The sequence below is a fragment of the Mycetohabitans rhizoxinica HKI 454 genome, from assembly GCF_000198775.1.
In the GTDB taxonomy this organism is placed as follows: domain Bacteria; phylum Pseudomonadota; class Gammaproteobacteria; order Burkholderiales; family Burkholderiaceae; genus Mycetohabitans; species Mycetohabitans rhizoxinica.
In genome coordinates this window covers 454,111-480,669 of sequence record NC_014718.1, presented here as the reverse complement: position 1 = coordinate 480,669, position 26,559 = coordinate 454,111, and the positions used below count along the sequence as shown (strand labels likewise).

The following is a 26,559-nucleotide window of genomic DNA, read 5'->3' as shown; positions in this document are numbered from 1 at the left end:
TCCATAGCGGATCGATCGCACGATCCAGGCGCGGGCCGATGTCCATGAGCGACAGCGGCGCGGCGCGCGACGATACGTAGAAGCCGGATCCGCGTGGAGCAGTGATCGTGCGTGCGCGACGAGCCGGTCGTACGCGTCCCCAATCGTTGGTTTGGGCACCTGCAGGGTGTGGGCCATCACGCGAATCGACGGTAGGCGCTTTGCTGCCATGACATGACCTCAATATCGGGTATGCCGCGCATGCTGTCTCCTGCATGGGTGATGCCGGTTAACGATCCATTGGCAGCGGAGCAACGTTAAGGGCGGGTGACGCACTGGTCGAAAAGACGTTTATACGGATTCACCACAAGGGGGGCGTGCTGACCAGGCGATCACGTATATGGCCCATCGTTCGAGCGGTCTCTAATCTATCTCGCAAAGAAGTCGATTATACGCTGTCGCCATCCTGTGACGCAGTGCCGCAGGACTATTGGTCGCGTCTTCTGTATCGTTGTCTTGACAACTATTAGTAGTATGTTAATTAGGGTATCTAATTAATAATCATAGTCTTGCCGAGACTTCGCGAAGACAGCGCTTAGATCGCCATCCTGGCTATTAATTTACGTGTGCGGACCTAACCTGATTGGGCACTGACTGAGGGTGTTAAATAGATGCGCGTTGCATTTCCGCCAAGTCAGATGCCTTTATTTGACAGTTCAATTAGTGAGGCTCCCCATGCAAGTCAATACGATCAGTCCAGGCTCGGCGCAGGTGGATTCCTTGTCGTTTCACAATGAGCTGAATACAGGTAGTGAAGTCGCGGGACAGCGGCAGGCACGTGCCGGTTCAAAGCCAGAGGGCGTGCTGGCTGAACTGCCTGCGCTCGCATGCCGCACGTCGATGGCAAGGCGCAGAAATGTGACGAGCCAGGCCGCCTGTTTTGCCCAGCATCCTGAAGCGAAGTATTATCCCCCCGTGGTGCAACAAATCAGTGGCCTATTGGAGAAACAGAACATCGGCATATCGGATCGCGCGCATGATGGGGTTATTGCGAATATGGAAGGGTTGCGCTCTGGTACGCAAACCCATACGGGGGCGCATCTGGTCGAAAGCAGGGTATTCGGACGCGATGCCATTGAACATTTCAAATCGGGTGAGACGTACCTTGCTGTGGTAAATTGTGTTGGCTCTCTAATCAATGGCGTGGCGTCGATGACAGTCGGACCGGCGCATGATTTCGACGATGCTCGACGGTCGTCGGATCCCCAGCGGGCCGCACGTGCGTATGCCAGTATCGCTTGGGACTTCGAAACACTGCCGTCGCCGACACCGCGCGATTGACGTGGACCATCGCGGACGTCATAGGTGACCAATATGTCCGGCTACGCTCCCGTGGCGCCGCACGCTGCTGGTTGGCCATGTTCCGGATGCCGCAGACGGCCCGGCCCGGTGCGGCATCCATGGTTGCAAGGTGGCCACGGCCGGCCCCACATCGGCATCCGCCAGTTGGATATCCAAGCCGTCAATTTTTGTGAAGGCTCGGTGACATGACCTCCAACAATCTATCGGCCAGCCACACCACATCATCCGGCATTCTGACATGACCTTAGAGGGCGTTTGGTGACATGTGGCGCACGCTTGAGCATGGCTGTCAATGGAGCGGTCTGGTTAAGAGCCGTTGCAAGAACGGCGACGATGACTGGGTGCTGGACAGCGTCACGCCGGTCATCGGACCGGGCGAATGGTCTGCTACCTTAGCGTGCGCGTGAAGCCGCCGCGCGAAGAGGTCGCGCACGCGCAAGCGTTGTATGCGCGCATGCACGACGGGGCGCTTCGTTTGCACCGCTTACATGAAGCGGAGCGCTCGTTTGTAGATGAGGCGGGACGCTCGTTTGCGATCGTGGCCAGCGAGATACGCAACTTCGCGCAGCGTCACGGCGTTTGCGCACGCCGCATCACAGCTGGCTCGCCCGGCGCCTCGGTTGCGGCGCCGGCGATTAGCGCGTACCTAACGACACGCCGCCTGGATTTATCCCGTTGCCCATATCGTTGCCCGGCACAGCCGATCGGGCAGCGTTGCCGCCGTTGTCCTGGTGGCTAGGTTTGGCCGGCGAGCCAGCGCTGCTGCTTCCCGGGCTAACGCCACCCGTGCCGTTATGGGCGCGCTGCTCTGCACGCTGGATGTCTTCTGGGTAATACGGGCTATTGCTACTTGGCTGGTATCCATTACGCTCTAATAGCAGCAACTCGTTCTTTTGCTGTTGACGTGTGATGCCGGAGCCTTGGAACGGATCGGCGTGCGGCTGCTGCGCGTATTACGCGACAGTGATGCCCGAGTCGAGCGACGACAGGCCGACGATCGTTGCGGCGCGATACGTTTCAGTGCGATACGCATAAGGTGATCCTGCTTCTTCGTATTAACTCATTGTTATCCAGCAACGCATGTACCTGGGGCAGCCATCGCTGAGCAGTTGCCGCACAATGGGCTCCGCGCCACCTTCTGCCGCTGCCGCTGCACCGCTGCGCAGTTACCTGCACTGCCGGTTGTACCGGATCGCTTCGCGCAGCACTTCCTCAAGGTCGTCCGGGTTGATGTCAAGCAGTTCACTGCGCCGTGCCAACACGGCATTGAGGTCGGCGCGCGTGGGGCTGAGCGCTTGGCGCGCTGGCGCAGCAGCGCCATCGGGTTGCCGCGCAGGTAGCCGGCGTCTACTAGCCAGGTGAACAGGCCGTTTAGGATGACCCGCGCTTGCCGATGGCTGGCCGCGAACAGCGGCCCGTTAAAGGGCCGCCAGCTCGAATTCGGCACTGTAGTCAACACGTTGCTTCTTCATGAGCCCGACGCACCCATGCTCGCGATATGCTGCCACCCAGCTGCGCACCGCAGAAATATCGACATCATGCCGCTTGGCGGCAGTCTTCAGGCCCGACTGACCCGACAAATAATCCTCAACTACTCGCAGCTTCTGCTGCTCGGTGTACCTGCTTATGAAGCCCCCGAGAGGTTAGCGTCCAACTTTCCGGGGTCGGTTCACAGTCATGTTGGCAATCAGGCGGTCACAGTGTAGGCGCGATGGCCATCACAGCAGAGTTAATCGCCGCCCCGCCGATTAACGAGGCTAGCAGCACCGGGCGGCGTTCGAAGTGATCACTGGGCGCGCCGAGTACGGATGAACATAGCAACTGCGCCAACGCATAGGCGTCCAGCAGGATGTGAAGATTGGCTCGGTGGTGCTGAGCGCGCGCAGCAGGCTGGGCAGAATCGGAAAGGTGATACCGATAACCCCAAGTGTCATGGTCAGCAAGGTAATGCCAAGGACTCACGCTCATAACGGATCGCTGTACGCTGACGGATGAGGTAGCGGCGCCCACGATGATCGATGGGCGGTGAGAATGATGTAGGGCGCAAAATACGATGATGCGATTGTGATGGTCTGTAATCGAAGGGCGACGCTGTTATGCCAGCAATGCGGTGGCTTCACACTTAACAGCATTTAATGCGCTCTGCTGCCCCAGCAGTCTGAGCTAAGTGCGTGCCAAGCCTCGCTGATAGGTTGGCACAGTGGCGAACCGCAATGGCTTGCCTTCCGCTTTTGTTTGCGAGTTTCAACTTTATCGTTTCATTCATTCAAGAACTGTCGTTTTAAGAAAAGATAATGGACTTGAGTGCATCATGGCGGGCGCTTTATAGTCTTTCAACTCGGCGCTAAGCGTTGCAATGACCTGAATCTTTGTAGCGGCTCCTGACAGCTGGGCACAGTGTTTGCGAGACGTGAAGCAGTTAATGTCGAGCTGATGGGCCAGAGAACGAGTGCGTTGCCGTAGTCGTATGGCTACATAAAAGTGATGTCTGGCGGGAAAATGAAGCAGTACGCAGTACTGAACCCAATGACGCCACGCCTGTGCGATGCGCTGGCTTGCCCTGTTTTTTGAACCGTCTTGCTTGACCGACTGTAATGTTAATTTGCGCGCAGCGTCACGCGCGTGATACTCAGCGTTTTTGCTAAAGCTTGACATAAATTGGTCGTGCCGTGATCACTGGCCGGCCAGGTGACACGAACGGCGCACTGACGCGTGTGATGAGTGGCCCTGGTCGCCGCAGTGAATGACTAAAAATTACACGCTACGTGTCATCAAAGCCGTCGTGGTCCCTGAAGCGCAACGATAGATTCTGATTATCGTATTAATATTTATTCGTACACCTATTAAACATCAGGCCGCTCGGTCGCATGAATCGGAGCTGTGTTATGGATGTCAGCGTCATGCTCACTACGTATGCATTATCCGCTGCTCAAACGGAGATTTGGCTCGCGCAGCAGCTGCATCCAGACAGCCCCGTGTACAACATTGCGCAGTACACGGTGATCGAAGGTGCAGTTGAGCCGGCCGTGTTTGAAGCGGCATTGCGTCAAGTGATCGACGAGGCCGACACCCTGCGCTTGCAATTTATCGATAGCGATGACGGGCTGCGGCAGAGGATCGGTGCACCCGCATGGTCGATGCCGGTGCTGGACCTCACGGCACAAACCGATCCTCAAGCAGCGGCCCAGGCGTGGATGCGGGCCGATTATCAGCAGCCGGTGAATCTAATGCAGGGACCGCTTTTTTGCTATGCGTTGCTGAAAGTGGCGCCCGCGCAATGGATGTGGTACCAGCGCTATCACCATATCATGATGGATGGCTATGGCCAGTCCTTGATCGCCCAACGCGTTGCACACGTGTATAGCGCGCTGTGCGCGGGAGAGGCGCCGACGGCATGTAATTTTGGCTCGATCCGACAGCTATTGGAAAGTGATGCGCAATATCAGGCATCGGCCCAACGAGCACAAGACGAAGCGTATTGGCTTCAGCACTGCGCCCATTGGCCTGAGCCCGTGACGCTGGCAAGCCGCGCAGCCCCGGCTTTACAGCAGCGGCTGCGTCAGACGACGTACCTGGCTACCCAATGGGTGGACGACTATGTGCTGGATGCGGGCCGGCTGGCGCAGTTCTTGAGCGCCGCGCTAGCCGCGTATCTGCATCGGATGAGCGGCGCGCAGGACGTGGTGCTCGGTTTGCCCATGACTGCCCGATTAGGGGCAGACCAGCACATTCCTGGCATGGTGGCCAATACGGTGCCGCTGCGGTTTAGCGTCGAGCCGGAGATGAACTTATTGTCGTTGATGCGGCAGGCGGCGCAGGAAATCCAAAGCGCACTGCCCTATCAACGCTACCCGAGCGAAGCGCTGCAGCGTCAACTTGGGCTGGCGCCCGGGCAGCGGCTGTTTGGTACCACGGTCAACGTGATGCCGTTTGACTACGCGCTGTCGTTTGGCGGGCATGCATCGACGAACCATAATCTGCTCGCTGGTCCGGTTGACGATCTGATGCTTGGTGTTTATTGGACACCCCATAGCCGCCAATTACGGATTGACTTTGATGCCAATCCTGCATGCTACACGACAGAGGCGCTTAACGCGCATCAGCGCCGGTTTATCCGGTTCATGCAAGTGCTCGCAGCCGATGCCACGCAACCGATTGACCGCATCGATCTGCTCGACGCTGACGAGCGGCATCGGCTGCTGGTTGAATGGAATGCGACGCAGCGGGCGTATCCGTCGCACTTATGCATTCACCAGTTGTTCGAAGCGCAGGTTGAGCGCACGCCCGAGGCGCCAGCGCTGGTGTTTGAAGATCAAACGTTTAGCTATGCGCAGCTGAATGCACAAGCCAATCGCCTCGCGCACCAGTTGATCGAGTGGGGCGTCAAGCCCGATGCACGGGTGGCGATCTGCGTCGAGCGTTCACCGGCGATGGTGGCCGGACTGCTCGCGATTCTAAAGGCGGGCGGTACATACGTGCCGCTCGATCCCGCGTATCCGCCAGAACGCTTAGCGTATATGATGGCGGACAGTGCGCCCGTAGCCTTGTTGAGCGTTGGCACTCCGCCTGCCGCAGTGACGCAATGCCTGGGAGCCGGAGTGCCGGTACTGGACTTGCAGGCTGATGTAGCGCAGTGGACACGCCAAAGCGCACGCAATCCTGAATTGACACTGACTGCACAGAGCTTGGCCTACGTGATTTATACGTCAGGTTCCACGGGCCAGCCCAAAGGGGTGATGATTCAACATCGCAGCGCGGTCAACCTTGTGACGTCCATGACTCAAAAACTTGGCGTCACTGCGCACGACCGGGTGTTGCAATGCTCGTCGCTGTCCTTCGATGCGTCGGTCGGAGAGATTTTTGTCACGTTGACCCAGGGTGCGGCATTGGTGCTACGCACCGATGCTTGGTTAGCTGGGGCCCAGCAATTTTGGGCGCTTTGCAAGGCGAACCGTGTGAGCGTGACGGATTTACCTACCCAATTTTGGTCCCAATTGGCGCAGGAAAAAGTCCCTGTTCCGGACAATGTGCGCGTGGTCATGATTAGTGGAGAGGCGCTGAGCGTGTCAGCACAAAGCGCATGGTTTGCGGGGGCAGGTTACCGACCGCGTTTGTTCAACGTTTATGGTCCGACTGAGACGACGGTGACCGCCACCGTGCATGAGGTCATCGACGAAGAAAATAACTGGCGTACGATTGGTCGTCCCATTGACAATACTCGGCTTTATATCCTGGACGCGCACAAGAAGCCGGTGCCGTTGGGTGCGGTCGGTGAGCTGTATATTGGCGGCGTGGGCGTCGCGCGCGGTTACCTGAACCGCCCGGAGTTGACCGCTGAGCGTTTTGTGCGTGATCCGTTCTCAGACAAGCCCGATGCGCGACTGTACAAGACGGGGGATTTGGCACGGTATTTACCCGATGGCAATCTGGAGTTCCTGGGACGCAACGACCATCAAGTCAAGATCCGCGGCTTTCGCATTGAACTAGGCGAGATCGAGGCGTGCTTGGCCCAGCATGCACAGGTGCGCGAGGCGGTGGTGCTGGCCATGGGAGAAGGCAGCACCAAGCGTCTGGTCGCGTATGTGGTGGCCGAGCCCGATGACGCGTTGGCCGGTACCTTGCGCACACATGTGGCGGCCGCGTTGCCCGAGTACATGGTGCCCAGTGCGTTTGTGCGGCTCGATGCGTTGCCGCTGACACCGAACGGCAAGCTCGATCGGCGTGCGCTGCCCGCACCGGATGACGAGGCGCTGGCGCATCAAGCGTATGAAGCACCGCAAGGCGAGTTGGAGACGACGCTCGCGACGATCTGGGCCGAGCTATTGAGTGTCGAGCGTGTGGGTCGGCATGACAGCTTCTTTGCGCTCGGGGGCCACTCGCTGCTGGCAGTGCGGTTGATGAACCGGGTCAGAAGGCTGGGCGCTGACGTGCCGCTGGCGACCTTGTTCGCCACACCGACGTTGGCCGCGTTTGCCGCGGCGCTCGAAGCCCACTTGCAGCAAGGCACCGATGCGCTGTCCGAGATCACACCGGTGTCTCGCAAAGGTAGTTTGCCGCTGTCGTTCGCACAACAGCGGCTGTGGTTCCTCGCGCAGCTCGATGGAGTCAGTGAGTCGTATCATACGCCGCTGGCGCTGCACGTGCGCGGGCCGCTGGATCGAGCGGCATGGCAGCAGGCGCTCGATGCGCTATTCGCGCGTCATGAAGCGTTGCGCTCGACGTTTGTGAGCGTCGAGGGTCAGCCGCAGGTACGGCTGCTGCCGGCGGACACGGGCGTGCCGCTGCGCTGGCATGATCTGCGCGGGGTGCCGCACGCGCAGGCACAACTGGCACGCTTGAGTCACGAAGCCGTGCACGCGCCGTTCGATCTAGCGCAGGGCCCGTTGATGCGCGCATGCGGCATTCAAGTGGCCGATGAGGAACACGTGGTGCTAATCACGCAACACCATATTGTGTCGGACGGCTGGTCGATCGGGGTGCTCGCGCGCGAGTTGAGCGCATTGTACGCCGCAAGCGTCGGGGCGCAAGCCGATCCGCTGCCGCCGTTGGCGGTTCAGTATCCGGACTATGCGGCGTGGCAACGACAGTGGCTCACAGGTGAGCGGCTGCAGGCGCAAAGTGACTATTGGCGCGCGACGCTCGCGGATGCGCCGGTGCTGCTTGAGCTACCGACCGACAGGCCGCGCCCGGCGCAACAGTCGTTTGCCGGCGCACAGGCGCCGGTGCGCATTGATGCGGCCACCACGCAAGCGCTCAAGCGCTTAAGCGCTGAGCACGGCACGACGCTATTTATGACGATGCTCGCTGCATGGAGCACGGTGCTCGCGCGTCTGTCAGGTCAGCACGACATGGTCATCGGCACGCCCAGCGCTAATCGTAACCACCCGCAGATCGAGCCGTTGATTGGCTTTTTTGTCAATACGTTGGCGTTGCGCATGGATTTGTCGGGCGAGCCTGATACCGCAGAGCTGCTCGCGCGCGTGCGGCGCCCGACACTCGATGCGCAAGCGCATCAGGATTTACCGTTCGAGCAAGTGGTGGAGATCGTGCAGCCGCCGCGTCGCTTGAATCATACGCCGCTGTTTCAAGTGATGTTGGCGTGGCAGAACAATGCGCCAGGCGAGTGGCGCCTACCCGGGCTCGCGGCCACGCCGGCGGAGCTGGAGTATGACGCAGTGAAGTTCGATCTCGAGCTGAATTTATCTGAGGCAGGCGAGGAGGTCGTTGGCAGCTTAGGGTATGCGACGGCGCTGTTTGACCGATCCACGATCGAGCGGCACGTCGGGTATCTACAGACGATGTTGCGCGCCATGGTGGCTCGCCCCCAGCAGCCGGTTGCAACGCTTGAGTTGCTGTCACCGGCCGAGCGTCAGTTGCTGCTTGACACGTGGAATGCGACGCAGCGGGACTATCCGTCGCACTTATGCATCCACCAGCTATTCGAAACGCAGGTTGAGCGCACGCCCGAGGCGCCAGCGCTGGTGTATGAAGCGCAGACACTGAGCTATGCGCAGCTGAACGCACAAGCCAATCGCCTCGCGCACCAGTTGATCAAGTTAGGCGTCAAGCCGGATGCGCAGGTGGCGATCTGCGCTGAGCGCTCACCGGCGATGGTGGTGGGGCTCTTGGCGATTTTGAAGGCCGGCGGCGCGTATGTGCCGCTCGACCCGAGCTATCCGGGTGAGCGCTTGGCGCACATTCTCGCTGATGCGGCACCGAGCATTGTGCTGGCCGATGCGGCCGGGCGCGCTGCGTTGGGCGAGGCGGTGATTGCCGAGTGTACGGTGCTTGATCCAACCACCCTGCCGGCGTGGCCGGACACGAATCCGTCGGTAGCCGAGCTGACGGCCCGGCATCTGGCGTATGTGATCTATACGTCGGGTTCGACCGGCACCCCGAAGGGCGTGATGGTGCCGCATCATGCGATTGCGCGGTTGGTCATCAACAATGACTATGTTGACATTTGCACCGGTGATCGTGTGGCGTTCGCAGCGAACCCGGCTTTCGACGCGAGCACGTTTGAAGTGTGGGCACCGCTGTTGAATGGCGCCACCGTTGTGGTGATCGATCATGACACGGTGCTAATGCCCGCTGCGTTTGCGCACACTTTGCGCGAACAGCACATCAGCATCTTGTGGCTCACCGTTGGCTTGTTTAATCAGATGGCCGCACAGGTGGACACGGCCTTCTCTCAACTCAAGGTATTGATTGTCGGAGGAGACGTGTTGGGTGCGAGGTTGGTTGCGCGAGTGATGCGCGAGTCACCTCCTGAGCAGCTGATCAACGGTTACGGTCCGACTGAGAGCACCACGTTTGCGACGACTTACAAGATCACGTCCGTTTCGGAAACAAACGCCAGCATCCCGATTGGCCGGCCGGTAGCGAACACGCGAGTTTATCTGCTTGATGCGCATGGCCAGCCGGTGCCACTGGGTGCGGTCGGTGAGCTGTATATTGGTGGCGCGGGGGTGGCACGCGGCTATCTGAACCGCCCGAAGCTGACCGCTGAGCGCTTTGTGCGCGATCCGTTCGTGGGTGAGCCGGGTGCACGGCTGTATAAGACCGGGGATTTGGCGCGTTATTTACCGGACGGCAATCTGGAGTTTGTGGGGCGCAACGATGACCAAGTCAAGATTCGCGGCTTTCGGATTGAACCGGGTGAGATCGAAGCGTGCTTAACGGCGCATCCGCAGGTGCGTGATGCGGTGGTGCTGGCAACAGGCGAGGGCACGGCTAAGCGGCTGGTGGCGTATGTGCAGGCCGAAGCAAACGAGCCACTGGCGAGCACGCTGCGCGCGCATGTCTCGGCTCGCCTGCCTGAGTATATGGTGCCCAGCGCGTTTGTGCGACTCGATGCGTTTCCACTGACACCGAACGGCAAGCTCGATCGGCGTGCACTGCCCGCACCGGATGACGCGGCGCTGGCGCATCAAGCGTATGAAGCGCCGCAAGGCGAGTTAGAGACGACGCTCGCGGCGATCTGGGCCGAGCTATTGGGTGTCGAACGTGTGGGTCGGCACGACAGCTTCTTTGCGCTCGGGGGCCATTCACTGCTCGCGGTGCGGTTGATTGAGCGCCTGCGGCGTCGGGGAGTCGGGTTATCCGTGCGCGCGCTGTTCGACACGCCGGTGCTCAGCGCGTTGGCCCAGACGTTGGGTGAGCATTGTGACGTGGCGGTGCCTGCGAACGCGATCACGCCCGACACGAGTGCGATTACGCCGTCGATGCTGCTGCTCATTGAGCTGACGCAAGCGGACATTGACAAGATTGTCGAGCAAGTGTCCGGTGGCGTGGCTAATATTCAGGACATTTATGCCCTGTCGCCGCTGCAAGACGGGCTGCTGTTTCACCATCTGCTGGCCAGCACAGGCGATCCGTATCTACTGATGGTGCAGTTGGCTTTCGACAGTCGTGAGCGGCTTGACCAGTATTTGCACGCGCTGCAGCARGTGATCGATCGCCACGATATTTTGCGCACCGCGTTCGTCTGGGAAGGCGTGTCCATGCCCGCGCAAGTGGTGTGGCGCCACGCGCGGCTGCCGGTCACTGAGTTGACGTTGGACGCCGCTGACGGGCCGATCGCGGAGCAATTGGCGCGGCGCTTTGATCCGCGTCACACGCGTCTGGATTTGACGCAAGCGCCGCTGCTGCACTGTGCGATTGCACAGGACAGTAGGGGGCGCTGGCTGCTCATGCAGCGGCTGCACCATTTAATCAGCGATCACTCGACGCTGGACGTGATGCACGCGGAGGTGCGCGCGTTCATCGAAGGTCGAGGCGACGCACTGCCGCCGGCGCAGCCGTTCCGCTACCTGGTCGCGCAAGCGCGTCTGGGTGTCAGTCAAGCCGAACACGAACACTTTTTTACCGAGCTGCTCGCGGATGTGGAGCCGACATTGCCGTTTGGGCTCGCGCAGGTACAGCGCGACGGCAGTGAGGTGAGCGAGTCACACCGGATGCTGCCGTCGGCGTTGAACAATCGGCTGCGTGCGCATGCGCGGCGCCTGGGCGTGAGTTTAGCGAGCCTGTGTCACTTGGCGTGGGCGCAGGTGCTCGCACGCGCGAGTGGCCAACCACGCGTGGTGTTTGGCACGGTGCTGTTCGGGCGCATGCAAGCGGGTGAGGGTGCTGATCGTGCGATGGGCCTGTTTATCAATACGCTGCCGCTGTGCGTGGATTTGGAGGGCAGTGTGCAGGCCGCCGTGCATGCGACGCATGCGCGGCTGGCGGCGTTGCTCGAGCATGAGCACGCGTCGCTGGCGCTGGCGCAGCGCTGCAGTGGCGTGCCGGCGGGCACGCCGCTCTTTAGTGCGCTGCTCAATTACCGGCACAATGCGATGGGCTCGGATGAGCGCAGCGGGCTACCGGGTGTGGAACTGCTCAGCGCGCAGGAGCGCACCAATTATCCAATCGGGCTGTCAGTGGAGGACTTTGGGCAGTCGCTGGGTCTAACGGCCCAGAGCGTGCCGCCGCTGGAGCCCGAGCGAGTGTGCGCGTATATGCAGCAGGCGCTGCAAAGCTTGGCCGATGCGCTCGAGGCGACGCCCGACATCGCCGTGCAGCAGTTGCAGGTGCTGCCCGAGGCGGAGCGTGAGTTGCTGCTTGACACGTGGAATGCGACACAGCGGGATTACCCGTCGCACTTATGCATCCACCAGCTATTCGAAGCGCAGGTTGAGCGCACGCCCGAAGCGCCAGCGCTGGTGTATGAAGCGCAGACACTGAGCTATGCGCAGCTGAACGCACAAGCCAATCGCCTCGCGCACCAGTTGATCGAGCTGGGCGTTAAGCCGGACACGTGCGTGGCGATTTGCGTGCAGCGCAGTGCCGCGCTGGTCGTGGGGCTGCTGGCGATTTTGAAGGCTGGGGGCGCGTATGTGCCGCTCGATCCGAGCTATCCGGGCGAGCGCTTGGCGCACATCCTCGCCGATGCGGCACCGAACATTGTGCTGGCCGATGCGGCTGGGCGCGCTGCGTTGGGCGAGGCAGCGCTGGTCGAGTGCACGGTGCTCGATCCGACCACCCTGCCGGCGTTGCCGGACACGAATCCGTCGATCGCCGAGCTGACGGCCCGGTATCTGGCGTATGTGATCTATACGTCGGGCTCGACCGGCACCCCGAAGGGCGTGATGGTCGAGCATCGGGGCGTGGTGAACCTTGCTCTGGCGCAGATTGCCTGTTTTGGGGTGCAGCCAGCTAGCCGCATTTTGCAGTTTGTTTCGTTCAGTTTCGATGTAAGCACCTCCGACATTTTTACAGCTTTAGGTTGCGGGGCAAGCTTGTATCTATCTCCTGAGACGGCCCGGCATGATCGAAACGGATTATGGAACTATTTGACCAGACACCAGATCACGCATGTCGCCTTACCTCCTGCGCTGCTTCAAAATGGCGAGGGGCTGCCTAACCTGCATACGCCTTTAACTCTAATTTTGGGAGGCGAAACGCCCAGTGCAACGTTGATTCGAAACTTGGCCGACCAAGGCACGGTCTTTAATGCTTACGGCCCCACGGAGGCGACCGTTTGTGCCACAGCATGGCGTGGTACACGTGACTTCAGCGGTGAGGTCCCGATTGGTCGGCCGATTGCGAACGTGCGCGTTTATCTGCTCGATGCGCACGGCCAGCCGGTGCCATTGGGCGCGGTCGGCGAGTTGTATATTGGTGGCGTCGGGGTGGCACGCGGCTACTTGAACCGCCCGGCGCTGACCGCCGAGCGCTTTGTGCACGATCCGTTCTCAGAGGACGCGGGTGCACGGCTGTATAAGACTGGGGATTTGGCGCGTTATTTACCGGACGGCAATCTGGAGTTTGTGGGGCGCAATGATGAGCAGGTCAAGATCCGCGGCTTTCGCATTGAACCAGGTGAAATCGAAGCGTGCTTAACGGCGCATCCGCAGGTGCGTGATGCGGTGGTGCTGGCAACAGGCGAGGGTTCGAATAAGCGGCTGGTGGCGTATGTGCAGGCTGAAGCGGACGAGCCACTCGCGAGCACGCTGCGCGCGCATGTCTCAGCAAGCCTGCCCGAGTATATGGTGCCCAGCGCGTTTGTGCGGCTGGATGCGTTTCCGCTGACGCCCAACGGCAAGCTCGATCGGCGTGCGCTGCCCGCACCGGATGATCAGGCGCTGGCGCATCAAGCGTATGAAGCACCGCAAGGCGAGTTGGAGACGACGCTCGCAGCGATCTGGGCCGAGCTATTGGGTGTCGAACGTGTGGGTCGGCATGACAGCTTCTTTGCGCTCGGGGGCCATTCGCTGTTGGCCATGTGCCTGATCAATCGTGTACGCACAGCGTTAGGAGTTGACCTTGCTATTCGCACGCTGTTTGAGGCACCCACCCTCGCAGGCTTAGCACGCCATTTAGTTAAGCGTGACGGGATTCAAGAAAATTCGTTCTCTGTTCTGCTTCCTCTTAAGCCCACAGGCAGCCGTCCTGCTCTTTTCTGCATTCATCCCGGATTGGGTTTGAGCTGGAGCTATATGGGGCTGTCCAATTACCTTCACACGGATCAGCCCCTTTATGGTGTGCAGGCTCGCGGGCTCGATGGAACAAGCCCGCTTGCGTCTACTCTTGACGAGATGGTGTCAGACTATCTTGAGCACATACGCCGTGTTCAGCCCAAAGGGCCTTACTGCTTATTAGGATGGAGCTTTGGTGGCATAGTGGCGCATAGCATGGCTGTTCGACTCGAGCACCAAGGCGAAAAAGTGGCGTTGCTGGTGTTACTGGATAGTACTCCTCTTGTGGGCAGCAACGCCTTTGCAGAGAAAGAAAACCAACTTGACAAGGCGATGGTTAGAGATGTATTCGCCCACCACTATGGCAATGAATTAGTCTCGGCGATGGATGAGCATTTATTGGAAAAAACCGAGGAAATTGTAAAGAATAATTCTCGTATCATAAAAGATTATTCTCCATCGCAGTATGGCGGTAATGCGCTATTGTTTCGAGCCACGGTAGTAGAGGCTGAAGATGAAACGCTCGTCTCACCCGATGCGTGGAACCCTTATGTGTGTGGGAATATCGAAGTTTGCAATGTTCACTGCAGCCATGGAGAAATGTTCAAGCCGGAATCAACGGCCCTCATTGGTCCCATTCTAGCCCGCAAGCTAAATGAATTGGAGAATCAACAAGCTCAAGGACAGACGAATGCGGTACGATAAATTTTACGGTGCAGAAATGCTCAATATCCTTAAGCGCGGATTCGATCGCGCCAACCGGTAATGGCCATGGTTAGTCTGCCTGATAATGACAGCGCAGCACGCGAGTTGAACGATGTATTGCATTGGTTCGACGTGGACCGCGGCGAATTCGTGTGGCTTGAGTAGCTGATCGCGCAGCACCCAGCCGCGTTTTTTGCAAGCAATCGGTCTAAGCCGGGTAGTGCGCATTCCGATGCCGAAACAACGTTCTCGATGGTCGATCTCCCCGAGACAGCGGCGTTGCTTGAGGCACACGCCGCACACTTACTCGACGACGTGTTCAGTCGCGTTATGCCGGTCGCGTCGGCGCGACATGTTCTGCATGACGGAATGCTTTTGGAGCGCCTTGCGATACACCGACATCTGGTACTGCCAACCTTGATCCAAGTGAAGTATCCGTCACGTCCGTCATATCGGGCCGACCGTCAAACCTCGCATTTGCTTCGGCGGTGAACAATCCGTCCAGATAGTCGAAGTTTAGCTTCGGAACTAGGGTACGCAGCGCCGACTGCGGATTCGGCTGCGGGCCGGTGTTGATTGCATCGACATCGAGGTGGATCGCGCAGTGGCCGTCGTGCAGGTGTTCAATGGCACCAATATCGATCAGCTTGCCCACCGCGTTCTGCGCCAGCACGCGCTTTTCCGTCGCGAACAGCCGGAACGGGCGGTCGAATTGAGGCAAAGTCGAATCCGGGATGCTGATCATGTCGATTCTCCATTCTGCGCGCGTGGTCGCTGCGCCCCTATGGCGCCGACGCGCTTGCAATGGGACCGCTCGCAAGGCGCGTGCCGCACGTAGCGGCGGGCCGCCACGTGCGCAGGCTACGCCGTGCCGCCGCGAATGGGCTGCACGGTCACCGGCTCGGTCACTACCGGGTCAGCGTGGCGGATTAGGTGGTCGAACGCGCCGAGCGACGCTTTCGCTCCTTCGCCAATAGCGATCACGATCTGCTTGAATGGCACCGTGGTCACGTCGCCAGCAGCGAACACCCCCGGTATCGACGTCCCCCCCTTGGCATCAACGACGATTTCGCCGTGCGTCGACAACTCGACCGTGCCCTTCAGCCACTCGGTATTGGGCACCAGGCCGATTTGCACGAACACACCCGCCAGTTCGATGTGTTGCGACTCGCCTGTGCGAAGATCCCGGTACGTCAGCCCGTCTACCTTGCTGCCGTCGCCCGTGATGCGGGCGGTCTGTGCCTGCGTGATCACCGTGACGTTGGGCAGGCTGTGCAACTTGCGCTGCAACACCGCGTCGGCGCGCAACCGGGGGCCGTATTCGAGCAGCGTGACATGACTGACAATGCCCGCCAAGTCGATGGCTGCTTCGACGCCCGAATTGCCGCCCCCCACGACGGCGACGCGCTTGCCCTTGAAGAGGGGGCCGTCGCAGTGCGGACAATAGGCGACACCGCGGTTGCGATATTCTCGCTCGCCCGGCACGTCGATCTCGCGCCAGCGCGCGCCGGTGGCGAGGATGACGGCTTTCGCCTCCAGCACCGCGCCGCTGGCGAGCCGCACCTGATGTATGGGGCCGGGAATGAGTGCTTCGGCCCGTTGCGTATCCATGATATCGACGTCGTATTGGGTCACGTGCTGTTCGAGCGCTGTGGCGAACTTGGGTCCTTCCGTTTCCTGCACCGACACGAAATTCTCGATTGCCAGTGTATCGAGTACTTGCCCGCCGAAGCGTTCGGCCACCACCCCTGTGGCGATCCCCTTGCGCGCGGCGTAGATAGCGGCGGCCGCGCCTGCCGGTCCGCCACCGACAACCAGTACGTCGAACACCGGCTTGTCCTGTAGTGCCTGCGCCGCGCGCGCGCTCGCGCCGCTGTCCAGCTTGGCAAGGATATCCTTGATGCCGCTACGCCCTTGGCCGAAGCGTTCACCGTTCAGGAAAATCGTGGGTACCGCCATGATTTGCCGGGCTTGGACCTCATCCTGGAACAGCGCGCCATCGATCGCGACATGATGGATGCGTGGGTTGATCAATGCCATCAAGTTGAGCGCTTGCACGACTTCCGGGCAGTTTTGGCAGGACAGCGAAAAATACGTTTCAAACCGGTAGTCTCCGTCCAATTCACGGATCTGCTGAATCAGTGAATCGTCGAGCTTCAATGGGTGTCCGCCGGTCTGCAGCAGCGCAAGTACCAGCGACGTGAACTCGTGGCCGAGCGGGACGCCCGCAAAGCGGATGCCGTTGGGCTTGCCCGGCTCGCCAATCGAGAACGACGGCTTGCGCGGTTCCTCGTCGCGCCGCACGTTGACACGGATGTGGTCGGACAGCGACGCAATATCGTCGAGCAACGCGAGCAGTTCGCGCGACTTGTCGCTGTCGTCGACCGATGCGACGATGTCGATTGGCCGACTAACCTTTTCCAGGTACGCTTTGAGTTGATGCTTCAGGGTTGTGTCGAGCATGTCAGTGCCAGTTGGGTACGATTGGGGGGCGCGGCGCCTTCGGGGTGACGGCGTCGCGCGTCATGCGACGCCTTGCGTCAGATCTTTCCGATCAGGTCCAGCGACGGCTTGAGCGTTTGCGCGCCGGGGGACCATTTCGCAGCGCAGACTTCGCTTGGATGCGCAGCGACATACTGGGCCGCTTGCACCTTGCGCAACAACTCACCGGCGTCGCGGCCGATGCCGTTGTCATGGATTTCGCATAACTTGATCTCGCCTGCCGGATTGACGACGAATGTGCCCGCAGCGCCATGCCTTCCTCTTCGACGAGCACGTCGAAGTGACGCGAGATCGCTTGCGTCGGGTCGCCGATCATGGGGTAGGCGATTTTGCCGATCGTGTCCGACGTGTCGTGCCACGCTTTATGTGTGGAATGCGTGTCGGTTGATACACTGTAGATCTCGACACCGAGTTGCTGGAACTCAGCGTACCGGTCGGCTAGATCGCCGAGCTCGGTCGGGCAGACGAAGGTGAAATCGGCCGGGTAGAAGACGATCACCGACCACTTGTCCTTAAGCGTCTGGTTGCTGACCGGTACGAATTGACCGTTGCGATAAGCGGTTGCGTTGAACGGCTTGATCCGGCTGTTGATGATCGACATTCGGTCCTCCTGTTTGTCTGGTCTTGGTCCAGGAATCCAGTATGTCGCCGATATGTGATTAGGTAAATTTAATTGATTTTATGAATTAAATTTAAATATTCTATGGTGCGACGCCGATGTTTGGACCGCCTCACGTCGCGGGCAGGGCAACGGTGCGGCGAAGGCGTTGATCAGGCGCTGCCTAAGCCTTACGTTCGCTGGGCTGGACATGTCGTAGCGGTTATGGCCAGCCGAATCCGAGGTCCACTTGAACCCATCGTTGACGATGCCCTATATCGTGACAGAACGCTGCGACGTTGCTGGGCCTGCGGACATTGACCGGACGACGACCGTTTGACTGGACGACGCCCGTTGCGAACAAAACCTGAATGGGCTAGTTTTGTCAAAGGTAGCCCTATAGTTCTCTGTGTTCAAACTGACATCTTCTAATGCGGTCCGCGATGACCCCGACGAATGACTGTGACCTGCGTCCAACGAAGCACTATTAGCGGCCGCCGAGGCCTAGTCGCATAAAAGCCGTATGAAACGCTCTGCAGCTTTGATGATAGGCGCGGGACTTCGTCGCCAGTCTGGGAGCCAGCAACGAGGCGTCTTGGTGGAGTCAACAGCGTCTGCAACCTGTCAGGATAAAAGCGTTTCGATTGAGATGTCCGTTAATCAACATGTGCCCCGCAGCGTGACCGATAGCAAAAGGTAGCTCAGCTGCCATCACGGTGCCTTGCGAGGTAAGCCCGCAAGCTCTTGCCATAGGCGAGTGCGAGCGGCGTACCCTATGAGCCGCCGAACACGACCCAGTGCTCGATGCGCAAGTGTTCGCACAGCTTCTCGATATCGTCCAACAACTCAGTGATGCCGTTGCCGACGTCAAGCATGCCTTCGACACCGTTTGTTTTCTGCGCCCTCTTGCCTGGGTTGTCCATGTGGTGATCCGCCAGGGTCGCCAATGTATCCGAAAGCATGACCGGCTTGACGAATTTTGTATTTGGCACTGCGTTACCGTCGCGCCGCATGCGAAGTTGTTTTGGCACGTGACCGCGATGCCACGTTACCGTGCCACGTCCCGTACAAGCCATGCAATGGAGAATGTCGGTGCACAAGAAACGAGCGATGCTGCTGGCCACGATGATCCTTGCGTACGCGCTTCGATGCGTGGCCGTGGAGCCGGGCACCATGCAGCACGGAAACGACGATTGGCGCATGCGCATCAGCGACAACGCGAGCGAGCGGGCGCGTCGTGATCAGCAGTGGTACTGGCGCCAATATAACGATCGACAACGATACTGGCGCCAATATAACGACCAACAACGGTATTGGCGGCAATATAACGACCGACAACGGTACTGGCGCCAATATAACGATCAGCAACGATACTGGCGTCAATATAACGATCAACAAAGGCATTGACGGCAATACAACGATCAATATCGCTATTGGCACGAATATAACGAGCGCAGTACGATCGGCACCCGCGTGGCCTGCGAGTCACGCGGCCTGACGGCGCAGCGCGCGTTGCGACGCCGGTTCGTCGCTGTTTTTACGGTATTTTTTCTTGCGACGCCGCAAAGCCGGGCTCTAGACTTCGTACAGCTGATTCAGTGTGGAGGAGGTCGCATGTCATTGCAGCGCTCGTATGTCGATGATGGCAAGGCGCGAACAGTCGGACGGAGCGTCACGCTCAGACGATTCGATCCACGCGTGGATTCCTATGCGTCGTTGACCGCTATGCTGCATCGTGGCATTCGCCGGCCTTGGGGCCATGGGGCTGAACTGCACCTGCGTCGATCAGCCGGTCATCTCGACGATGCAACGTGCGCGGGCCGGCGATTGCTTCGTCGCGGCATATGGCTCTGCGCCAATCGGCACAATGACGTTGTATGCCCGCGATGTCGATTCCGCATGCGATTACTATCGGCTGCGTGATGTTGCGACGCTGCGTCAGTTTGGCATCGATCCGGCATGGCAAGGACGCGGGCTCGGCACGATGCTGCTAGCGTTCGCCGAGCATTGGGCGGCCACCCGCGGCTACGCGGCGCTCGCGCTCGATACCCCGTATCCGGCGTCGCACCTGATCGCATTCTATCGTTCACAGGGATTTCGCCTCGTTGACGTGATGCGATTTGCTGACAAACGCTATGACAGCGCTATTCTGAGCAAACCGCCGGTTGCGGCACGTATGCTCGGCCAGTGGGACCGGCGATTGATGCCGGCGCGGCGCACGTTGGCCCGGGCTGCATAAGCGTGGCAGCGCCTATCCAGCGCATGGTTCATCTTCGCTCGCATTGTTGGCGCATCACCTCCCATGGAATACAAGGGGCAGCGTCGAAGCGAGATAGAAGCCCAGTCCGAGCGTCGGATGGCCTGCGACGATCGTTGCCGTTGCGATGACAACGCCGGTCAACGCCAGCGCATCCAGCCATCGGCGCACGCGCAGACGGCGGTGAAGTGTTTGCTGCCTTTTGCGGCCTTTTCCGCCGCCATGGCGGATCGAATACTTCAAGACGGACAGATCAGACACGACGTTCTCCAAGCGGGAATCTTGCATTGTCCACTCGCCAAAAAAACGGTGTGTAAATATTTGATTGGTTGCCGTAAAACGACATCCACAGCCCAATGTCGGTCAACTGCAGCAGTGAGTCGGCGTCGGGACACGGTCGGGTGTCGGACGCGCACGCTCTCTTGGCGTTTTTTACATGCACGCGCGCCGGAATTTTTTGGCGGCGGGCGACGCGGCGCAGCAGGGACCTGTGACGTGAGAATAATAACCAAGCGGTGAGGCGTGCCGCTGATCCGATCCTAGAAGACAAAAATACTGTATGCGTGTACAGTATCGGGAGGTATTCAAAAATGGTCGGATAAATTGTCTTCCTCGAACTCAATCCGTATCCGTGGCGCGCGCCAGCATAACCTGAAGAACCTCGACCTCGACTTGTATCCGGGCGAGATGACGGTGGTGACCGGACCGTCGGGCTCCGGCAAGTCGAGCCTCGTGTTCGACACGCTCTATGCGGAAGGGCAGCGTCGCTATGTCGAGACTTTCAGCGCGTATGCGCGTCAGTTTTTGGACCGTATGGACCGCCCACAGGTAGATCGGGTCGATGGCGTGCCGCCGGCCATCGCGATCGACCAGACGAATCCGGTGCGCAGTTCACGTTCGACCGTCGGCACGATGACCGAGTTGAACGACCATCTGAAGCTGCTCTATGCGCGTGCCGCGGAGCTATTTGACCGGCAGACCGCGCAGCGAGTGCGCCACGATACGCCCGAGACGATCTACGCGGAGCTTGTCGAACGCACACGCGAGCGCGATCCGCGGGTGATCGTGACGTTCCCAATTGAGCTGCCGGACACCGCAACGGAGGCGGAAGTCGAGCAGTGGCTATCGGCAAGCGGTTATACGCGCGTGCACGCGCAGCGCGTGGTTGCTGCCGCGTCCGGTTCCCGCAAGCTGCTGGACGTCGTCGCGGATCGTTTCCGCGTGCACGGCGCTGACAAGGCGCGGGTCGTAGAGGCGATCGAGACGGCGCTCAAGCGCGGCGGCGGCCGCGTCGATGTGCAGGTGCCCGAGCACGGTGACGTACCCGCGCAGACCTGGCGCTTCTCGACCGGCCTGCATTGCCCGGACAGTGATTTGCGCTACGCGCAGCCGCAGCCGGCCTTGTTCTCGTTCAATTCGCCCTATGGCGCGTGCGACAAGTGTCGCGGTTTTGGCCGCGTGATCGGCGTCGATCTTGGGCTGGTGATCCCGGACGAGCGCAAGTCGCTGCGCGATGGTGCGGTCAAGCCGATGCAGACCCCTGCGTGGAAGGAATGCCAGGACGACCTAATACGTTATGCGGCGCGCGCGGGCATCCCGCGCGACACGCCGTGGGCGCAGTTGTTCGCGCAGCATCGCGATTGGGTAATCAACGGCTCGCCGGATTGGGACGGCGATTGGCAGCGGCAGTGGTATGGCGTACGGCGTTTCTTCGATTATTTGGAATCGAAGGCGTACAAGATGCATATCCGCGTGCTGCTGTCGAAGTATCGCAGCTATACGCCCTGCGATACGTGCGGCGGTGCACGGCTCAAGACCGATGCGCTGCTGTGGCGGCTCGGCACACAAGCCAACGCGGACGTGGTGTTACCGCGTGAGCAGCGGTTCATGCCGCGCGGCGTGGACTGGACGCGTGCGCAGCTCGAAGCGTTGCCTGGCTTGACGATCCATGATTTGATGCTGATGCCGATCGAGCGCATCTGCCGGTTTTTTGACGAGCTAACGCTGCCGAGTCTGTTGCTCGACGATGCACTGAAGCTGTTGTTGGCCGAAGTGCGCACCCGCTTGCGCTACTTGTGCGACGTCGGTCTTGGCTACCTGACGCTGGACAGACAGAGTCGCACGCTGTCCGGCGGTGAGGTGCAGCGGATCAACCTGACGACCGCGTTGGGCACGTCGCTGGTCAATACGTTGTTTGTGTTGGACGAGCCCAGTATTGGCTTGCACCCGCGCGACCTCGGCCGGATTATCGAGGCGATGCAGCGATTGCGCGACGCCGGCAACACACTGGTGGTCGTCGAGCATGATCCGCTTGTGATGCTTGCGGCCGACCGCCTGATTGACATGGGCCCCGGTCCAGGGGAGCGTGGCGGCACGATCGTCTACGACGGCACGCCAGTTGACGTACGCGACGCGGCGACGCTGACCGGCGCATATCTGGGCGGCCGCAAGCGTGTCGCCGATGCATCCGAGTGGCTGCGTCGCCCCGTCGATGCGCAAACGCGAAGACTGGTGCTCGAAGGGGCGACCGAGCACAACCTGCGCGACGTCACCGTCGAGATTCCGCTGCAGCGACTGGTGTGCGTGACAGGCGTGTCCGGCTCCGGTAAATCAACGTTGCTGCAGGACGTGCTGTACCCGGCCCTGGCGCGCCACTTTGGCAAGCCGACCGACGCGCCGGGCGCCTATCGCGCGCTGCGCGGCGCCGACGCATTGGGCGAGGTCGTGTTCGTGGACCAATCACCGATCGGCAAGACGGCGCGGTCGAACCCGGCCAGCTATGTCGGCGCGTTTGACGAAATCCGCAAGCTGTTCGCCAAGGCGCCGCTCGCGCTGCAGCGTGGCTACACGGCCGGCACATTCAGTTTCAATGCCGGGGACGGGCGCTGTCCGACATGTGGTGGCTCGGGGTTCGAGCACGTCGAGATGCAGTTCCTCAGCGACGTGTACCTGCGCTGCCCAGATTGCGACGGCAAGCGTTATCGTGCGGAAGTCTTGGACGTGACGATCGAGCGCACGGCGCCAGGCGGCGCGACGCGGCGCCTGGCAATCACCGACGTACTGGAGTTGACGGTCAGCGAGGCGACGGCGCTGTTCGCCAGCGATGGGGAAGTGCTGCGCGTGTTGCAGCCGATCGTCGACGTCGGACTCGAATATGTGAAACTCGGGCAGCCGGTGCCGACGCTGTCCGGCGGTGAAGCGCAGCGGCTCAAGCTCGCCGGTTTTCTTGCCGAGACCACGCCGGGCCGGGGTGCGGGCACCGTGCCGACACGGTTGTTCATGTTCGACGAGCCGACCACTGGTTTGCACTTCGACGACATCGCGAAGCTAATGCGCGCATTCGGCAAGCTGCTCGAGCGTGGTCATTCACTGATTGTGATTGAGCATAACCTCGATGTGATCCGCGCGGCGGATTGGTTGATCGATCTCGGCCCCGACGGTGGTGATGCGGGCGGCAAGCTCGTGTGCAGTGGCACGCCGGAAGAGGTGAAGCGCTGCGCGCAGTCGCACACAGGTCAGGCGCTGTTGCAATACGATCGGGCATTGCAAGCAGGTGACGTCAGGGCGACATTGCCCGGTGCGCATGGCGTGAACGAGCCGTTGGTGCCGTACCTGGCTGGCGAGGCCGCTGCCGCCGGCGTTGCGCTGCAAACGGCGTTGACGGCGGGGCGCGTGCGGCACGCGAGCCCCGAGCATGCGGTGCGGATCGTCAACGCGCGCGAGCACAATCTGAAATCGCTTGACGTCGATATCCCCCACGGTAAGTTCAATGTGGTCACTGGGGTGTCGGGCTCGGGCAAGTCGACGCTCGCGTTCGACATTCTGTTCCATGAGGGACAGCGCCGCTATCTCGAGTCGCTGAACGCGTATGCTCGCTCGATTGTGCAGCCCGCTGGTCGGCCGGAAGTTGACGCGGTGTATGGTATTCCACCGACCGTCGCCATCGAGCAACGGTTGTCGCGCGGCGGCCGCAAGAGCACGGTCGCGACGACATCCGAAGTGTGGCACTTTCTGCGTCTGCTGTATGTGAAGCTGGGTGTGCAGCATTGCGTGCATGACGGCACGCCGGTCACGTCGCAGAGCATTGAGTCGATCGCCGCACAGTTGCTGCGTGACTACAAGGGGCAGCATATCGGCCTGCTCGCTCCACTCGTCGTGAACCGCAAGGGCGTCTACACGGACCTGGCTAAGTGGGCAAAGGCACGGGGCAATACGCACCTGCGTGTCGATGGCGCGTTCGTCGGTGTCGATCCGTGGCCGAAGCTGGACCGCTTCCGCGAGCATACGATCGAATTGCCGGTCGCCGATCTGGTCGTGTCGGCAGATCACGAAGGCGAGTTGCGCCGCCTGCTGGCGGACACGCTCGAGGTCGGCAAGGGCGTGATGCACGTGCTCGCGCCGCTGGACGGCCTGCTCGACGGCATGACGCGCGGCGGCTCAGGCGCCAATATCGGCGCGATCAAGGTGTTTTCGACCAAGCGTGCGTGCCCGGTGTGCGGCACTAGCTACCCGGAGTTGGATCCGCGTATGTTCTCGTACAACAGCAAGCATGGCTGGTGCACGACATGCGTGGGTACCGGTTTGAAACTGACGCGTGAGCAACGCGCTGCGTTCGACGATACGGTCGTCGGCGGTGATGAGCGGGGTCGTGAGCAAACGCTGCCCTCCGAAGAGCAAGAGCCTGAAGGCGTCGGCGACACACCTTGCCCGGATTGTGGCGGCACGCGGTTGAACGACGTGTCGCGGGCGATCACGTTTGCCGGTCAGCCCATCGTCGCGGTTGCGCAGTGGACAGTATCGGATACGCGACACTGGATCAGTCAATTGCAGATGGGCGGGCGCGAGGCGGAGATTGCGCGCGACGTCGTCAGCGAGATACAAAGCCGGCTCGAATTTCTCGAAGAGGTCGGGTTGGGCTACCTGAGCTTGGATCGTGCGGCGCCAAGTTTGTCCGGTGGCGAAGCTCAACGCATCCGCCTTGCCGCGCAGCTTGGCAGCAACCTACAAGGGGTGTGCTATGTGCTGGACGAACCGACGATCGGACTGCATCCGCGCGACAACCGGATTTTGCTGGACGCACTGCGCAAGCTCGGCGACAAGGGCAACACGCTGGTCGTTGTCGAGCACGACGAGGACACGATCCGGCGCGCGGACCATATCATCGACATCGGGCCCGGCGCGGGCAAGCGCGGCGGTACGCTCGTCGCATCCGGCCGTGTCGCCGACATCGCGGCGGACCCGCGGTCGTTGACGGGCCGCTATCTCGCACAACCGATCGTGCACCCGTTGCAGCCGAGGCGCGCTGTCGATGCGGCCAGCCGCATGGCGCCGTCGCGTTGGCTGACCGTGCAGCGCGCGTCGCTGCACAACCTGCGCGATGTGACGGTCGATATTCCGCTGGCGCGGCTGGTTGCGATCACGGGCGTATCGGGTTCCGGCAAGTCGACGCTCGCGCGCGATGTCCTGATGGCGAACCTGCTCGATGCGGTCGGGCGCTCGGTGCTGTCATCGCCGGCACAGCGTCGCGCGCGCAAAGCGGCACAGGGTGACGCCGACAACGTGTCGGCACGCGCTCGACGCGCCAGCGTGCTGGCGCGCACCGACGCTCGCCCGCGTGTCAGTGTCCGTCATCTGTGGCGCGGTTGTGAGTCGATTACCGGCTGGGACGGCATCGATCGGGTGCTGGAAGTGGACCAGACGCCAATTGGCAAGACGCCGCGCTCCTGTCCGGCCACGTACATTGGCATCTGGGATGCGATCCGCAAGCTGTTTGCGCAGACGCTGGAGGCGCGGGCGCGCGGCTACCAGGTATCGCGCTTTTCGTACAACACCGGCGACGGCCGCTGTCCAGCGTGCGAAGGACAGGGCGTGCGCACGATCGGCATGAGCTTCCTGCCGGACGTCAAGGTGCCGTGTGATGTTTGTCACGGGCAACGGTTCAATCCGGAGACGCTGGCTGTCACGTGGCGCGGCCGCAGCATCGGTGACGTGCTGACCATGGAGATTGATGAGGCAGTCGAGTTTTTTGGCGCGATCTCATCGATCGCACATCCGTTGCAGTTGATGAAGGACGTGGGGCTGGGCTACTTGACGCTGGGGCAGCCGTCGCCGACGTTGTCTGGGGGCGAGGCACAGCGCATTAAGCTCATCACCGAATTGAGCAAGGTCCGTGATGACGTCGCGCGACGCGGCCAGCGCGCTCCGCATACGTTATATGTGCTTGATGAGCCGACGGTCGGCCTGCACATGGCCGATGTCGCGAAACTAATCCATGTGCTGCACCGGCTCGTCGATGCCGGGCACAGCGTCGTCGTGATCGAGCACGACCTGGATGTGATCGCCGAGGCGGATTGGATCATCGACCTGGGTCCGGAAGGCGGCGCCGGCGGCGGGACGGTGGTGGCCGCCGCGGCGCCCGAAGGGCTCGTCAAGGTCCGGCATAGCCATACCGGCGCGGCGCTTGCATCAGTGCTCGCGCGTGAACGGGTGCCGGGGCACGATGCTTCCTACGGTGATCTTCGTGCGGGTTGAGGCTCGCTGGGGTGTTCGCTTGATTGGTGCTAACTTTGATTGATAAAGGGTTGTATGGTTAGCCAGTCTCGGCTTCACCCAGCGTCCCAATGATCCGCGACGCAGGCAACGTGTATGTCCTTCAACGCACGCGCGCTCTTAGCATCGATGTGTTCGGTATGTGGAAG

At 60.7% G+C, this 26,559-nt stretch carries 12 protein-coding genes and 3 pseudogenes; 6 read left to right on the top strand and 9 right to left on the bottom strand.

Translation table 11 applies throughout. From position 1 onward, the window contains the following. The first annotated feature begins 714 nt into the window (after positions 1-714). Positions 715-1,320, top strand: coding sequence for a hypothetical protein (locus RBRH_RS19370; protein WP_232509382.1), 606 nt, complete (start codon positions 715-717; stop codon positions 1,318-1,320). Positions 1,321-1,604: 284 nt separating this feature from the next. Next, positions 1,605-1,748, top strand: coding sequence for a hypothetical protein (locus RBRH_RS19365; RefSeq protein ID WP_013428734.1), 144 nt, complete (start codon positions 1,605-1,607; stop codon positions 1,746-1,748). Between the two features lie 789 nt (positions 1,749-2,537). On the opposite strand, the pseudogene RBRH_RS21585 reads toward RBRH_RS19365, so the two are convergent. From RBRH_RS21585 to RBRH_RS13910, 3 genes and pseudogenes are all read right to left on the bottom strand, one after another. Next, a pseudogene (locus RBRH_RS21585) lies at positions 2,538-2,660 on the bottom strand (HPP family protein); the annotation flags it as partial. A gap of 99 nt (positions 2,661-2,759) precedes the next feature. After that, entirely contained in the window at positions 2,760-2,969 is a 210-nt protein-coding gene (locus RBRH_RS21470; RefSeq protein ID WP_041755025.1) for a transposase, read from the bottom strand. Between the two features lie 67 nt (positions 2,970-3,036). Next, positions 3,037-3,309, bottom strand: coding sequence for a hypothetical protein (locus RBRH_RS13910; RefSeq protein ID WP_041754802.1), 273 nt, complete (start codon positions 3,307-3,309; stop codon positions 3,037-3,039). Between the two features lie 917 nt (positions 3,310-4,226). Between RBRH_RS13910 and RBRH_RS13905 the strand changes: the two genes are divergently transcribed. Beyond that, entirely contained in the window at positions 4,227-14,504 is a 10,278-nt protein-coding gene (locus tag RBRH_RS13905; protein WP_049786543.1) for a non-ribosomal peptide synthetase, read from the top strand. Between the two features lie 328 nt (positions 14,505-14,832). Here RBRH_RS13905 and RBRH_RS16480 read toward each other — a convergent pair whose 3' ends face one another. The 5 genes and pseudogenes from RBRH_RS16480 to RBRH_RS19345 form a co-directional block, all read right to left on the bottom strand. After that, entirely contained in the window at positions 14,833-15,249 is a 417-nt protein-coding gene (locus RBRH_RS16480) for a hypothetical protein (RefSeq protein ID WP_049786542.1), read from the bottom strand. 116 nt (positions 15,250-15,365) lie between these two features. Then, positions 15,366-16,967, bottom strand: coding sequence for an alkyl hydroperoxide reductase subunit F (ahpF, locus tag RBRH_RS13895; protein ID WP_013428723.1), 1,602 nt, complete (start codon positions 16,965-16,967; stop codon positions 15,366-15,368). Between the two features lie 77 nt (positions 16,968-17,044). Further along, positions 17,045-17,607 (bottom strand): annotated as a pseudogene (gene ahpC, locus RBRH_RS13890) (alkyl hydroperoxide reductase subunit C). A gap of 601 nt (positions 17,608-18,208) precedes the next feature. Next, a complete protein-coding gene (locus RBRH_RS21465; RefSeq protein ID WP_370645099.1) occupies positions 18,209-18,475 on the bottom strand; it encodes a D-glutamate cyclase family protein in 267 nt (88 codons plus the stop codon). Next, positions 18,378-18,596, bottom strand: coding sequence for a hypothetical protein (locus RBRH_RS19345; protein WP_157864543.1), 219 nt, complete (start codon positions 18,594-18,596; stop codon positions 18,378-18,380). Before RBRH_RS19345 ends, RBRH_RS21465 begins: the two co-directional genes overlap by 98 nt. A gap of 100 nt (positions 18,597-18,696) precedes the next feature. Between RBRH_RS19345 and RBRH_RS19340 the strand changes: the two genes are divergently transcribed. Further along, on the top strand, positions 18,697-19,011 hold the full coding sequence (locus tag RBRH_RS19340; protein ID WP_157864542.1) for a hypothetical protein: 315 nt from the start codon (positions 18,697-18,699) through the stop codon (positions 19,009-19,011). Between the two features lie 207 nt (positions 19,012-19,218). After that, positions 19,219-19,843, top strand: a pseudogene (locus RBRH_RS13875) (GNAT family N-acetyltransferase). A 54-nt stretch (positions 19,844-19,897) separates the two neighbouring features. On the opposite strand, the gene RBRH_RS13870 reads toward RBRH_RS13875, so the two are convergent. Then, positions 19,898-20,149: a hypothetical protein gene (locus RBRH_RS13870; RefSeq protein ID WP_041754795.1), complete on the bottom strand. Its 252-nt coding sequence runs from the start codon at positions 20,147-20,149 to the stop codon at positions 19,898-19,900. A gap of 315 nt (positions 20,150-20,464) precedes the next feature. Between RBRH_RS13870 and uvrA the strand changes: the two genes are divergently transcribed. Beyond that, positions 20,465-26,392, top strand: coding sequence for an excinuclease ABC subunit UvrA (gene uvrA / locus RBRH_RS13865; protein ID WP_013428718.1), 5,928 nt, complete (start codon positions 20,465-20,467; stop codon positions 26,390-26,392). The last annotated feature ends 167 nt before the right edge of the window (positions 26,393-26,559 follow it).

Excerpts from the sequence above, each read along its gene's own strand:
- RBRH_RS19370 (WP_232509382.1), top strand. The coding sequence starts at position 715 with ATGCAAGTCAATACGATCAGTCCAGGCTCGGCGCAGGTGGATTCCTTG.
- RBRH_RS19365 (WP_013428734.1), top strand. The coding sequence starts at position 1,605 with ATGTGGCGCACGCTTGAGCATGGCTGTCAATGGAGCGGTCTGGTTAAG.
- RBRH_RS16480 (WP_049786542.1), bottom strand. The coding sequence starts at position 15,249 with ATGATCAGCATCCCGGATTCGACTTTGCCTCAATTCGACCGCCCGTTC.
- RBRH_RS13910 (WP_041754802.1), bottom strand. The coding sequence starts at position 3,309 with ATGAGCGTGAGTCCTTGGCATTACCTTGCTGACCATGACACTTGGGGT.
- RBRH_RS13870 (WP_041754795.1), bottom strand. The coding sequence starts at position 20,149 with ATGCAAGATTCCCGCTTGGAGAACGTCGTGTCTGATCTGTCCGTCTTG.
- ahpF (WP_013428723.1), bottom strand. The coding sequence starts at position 16,967 with ATGCTCGACACAACCCTGAAGCATCAACTCAAAGCGTACCTGGAAAAG.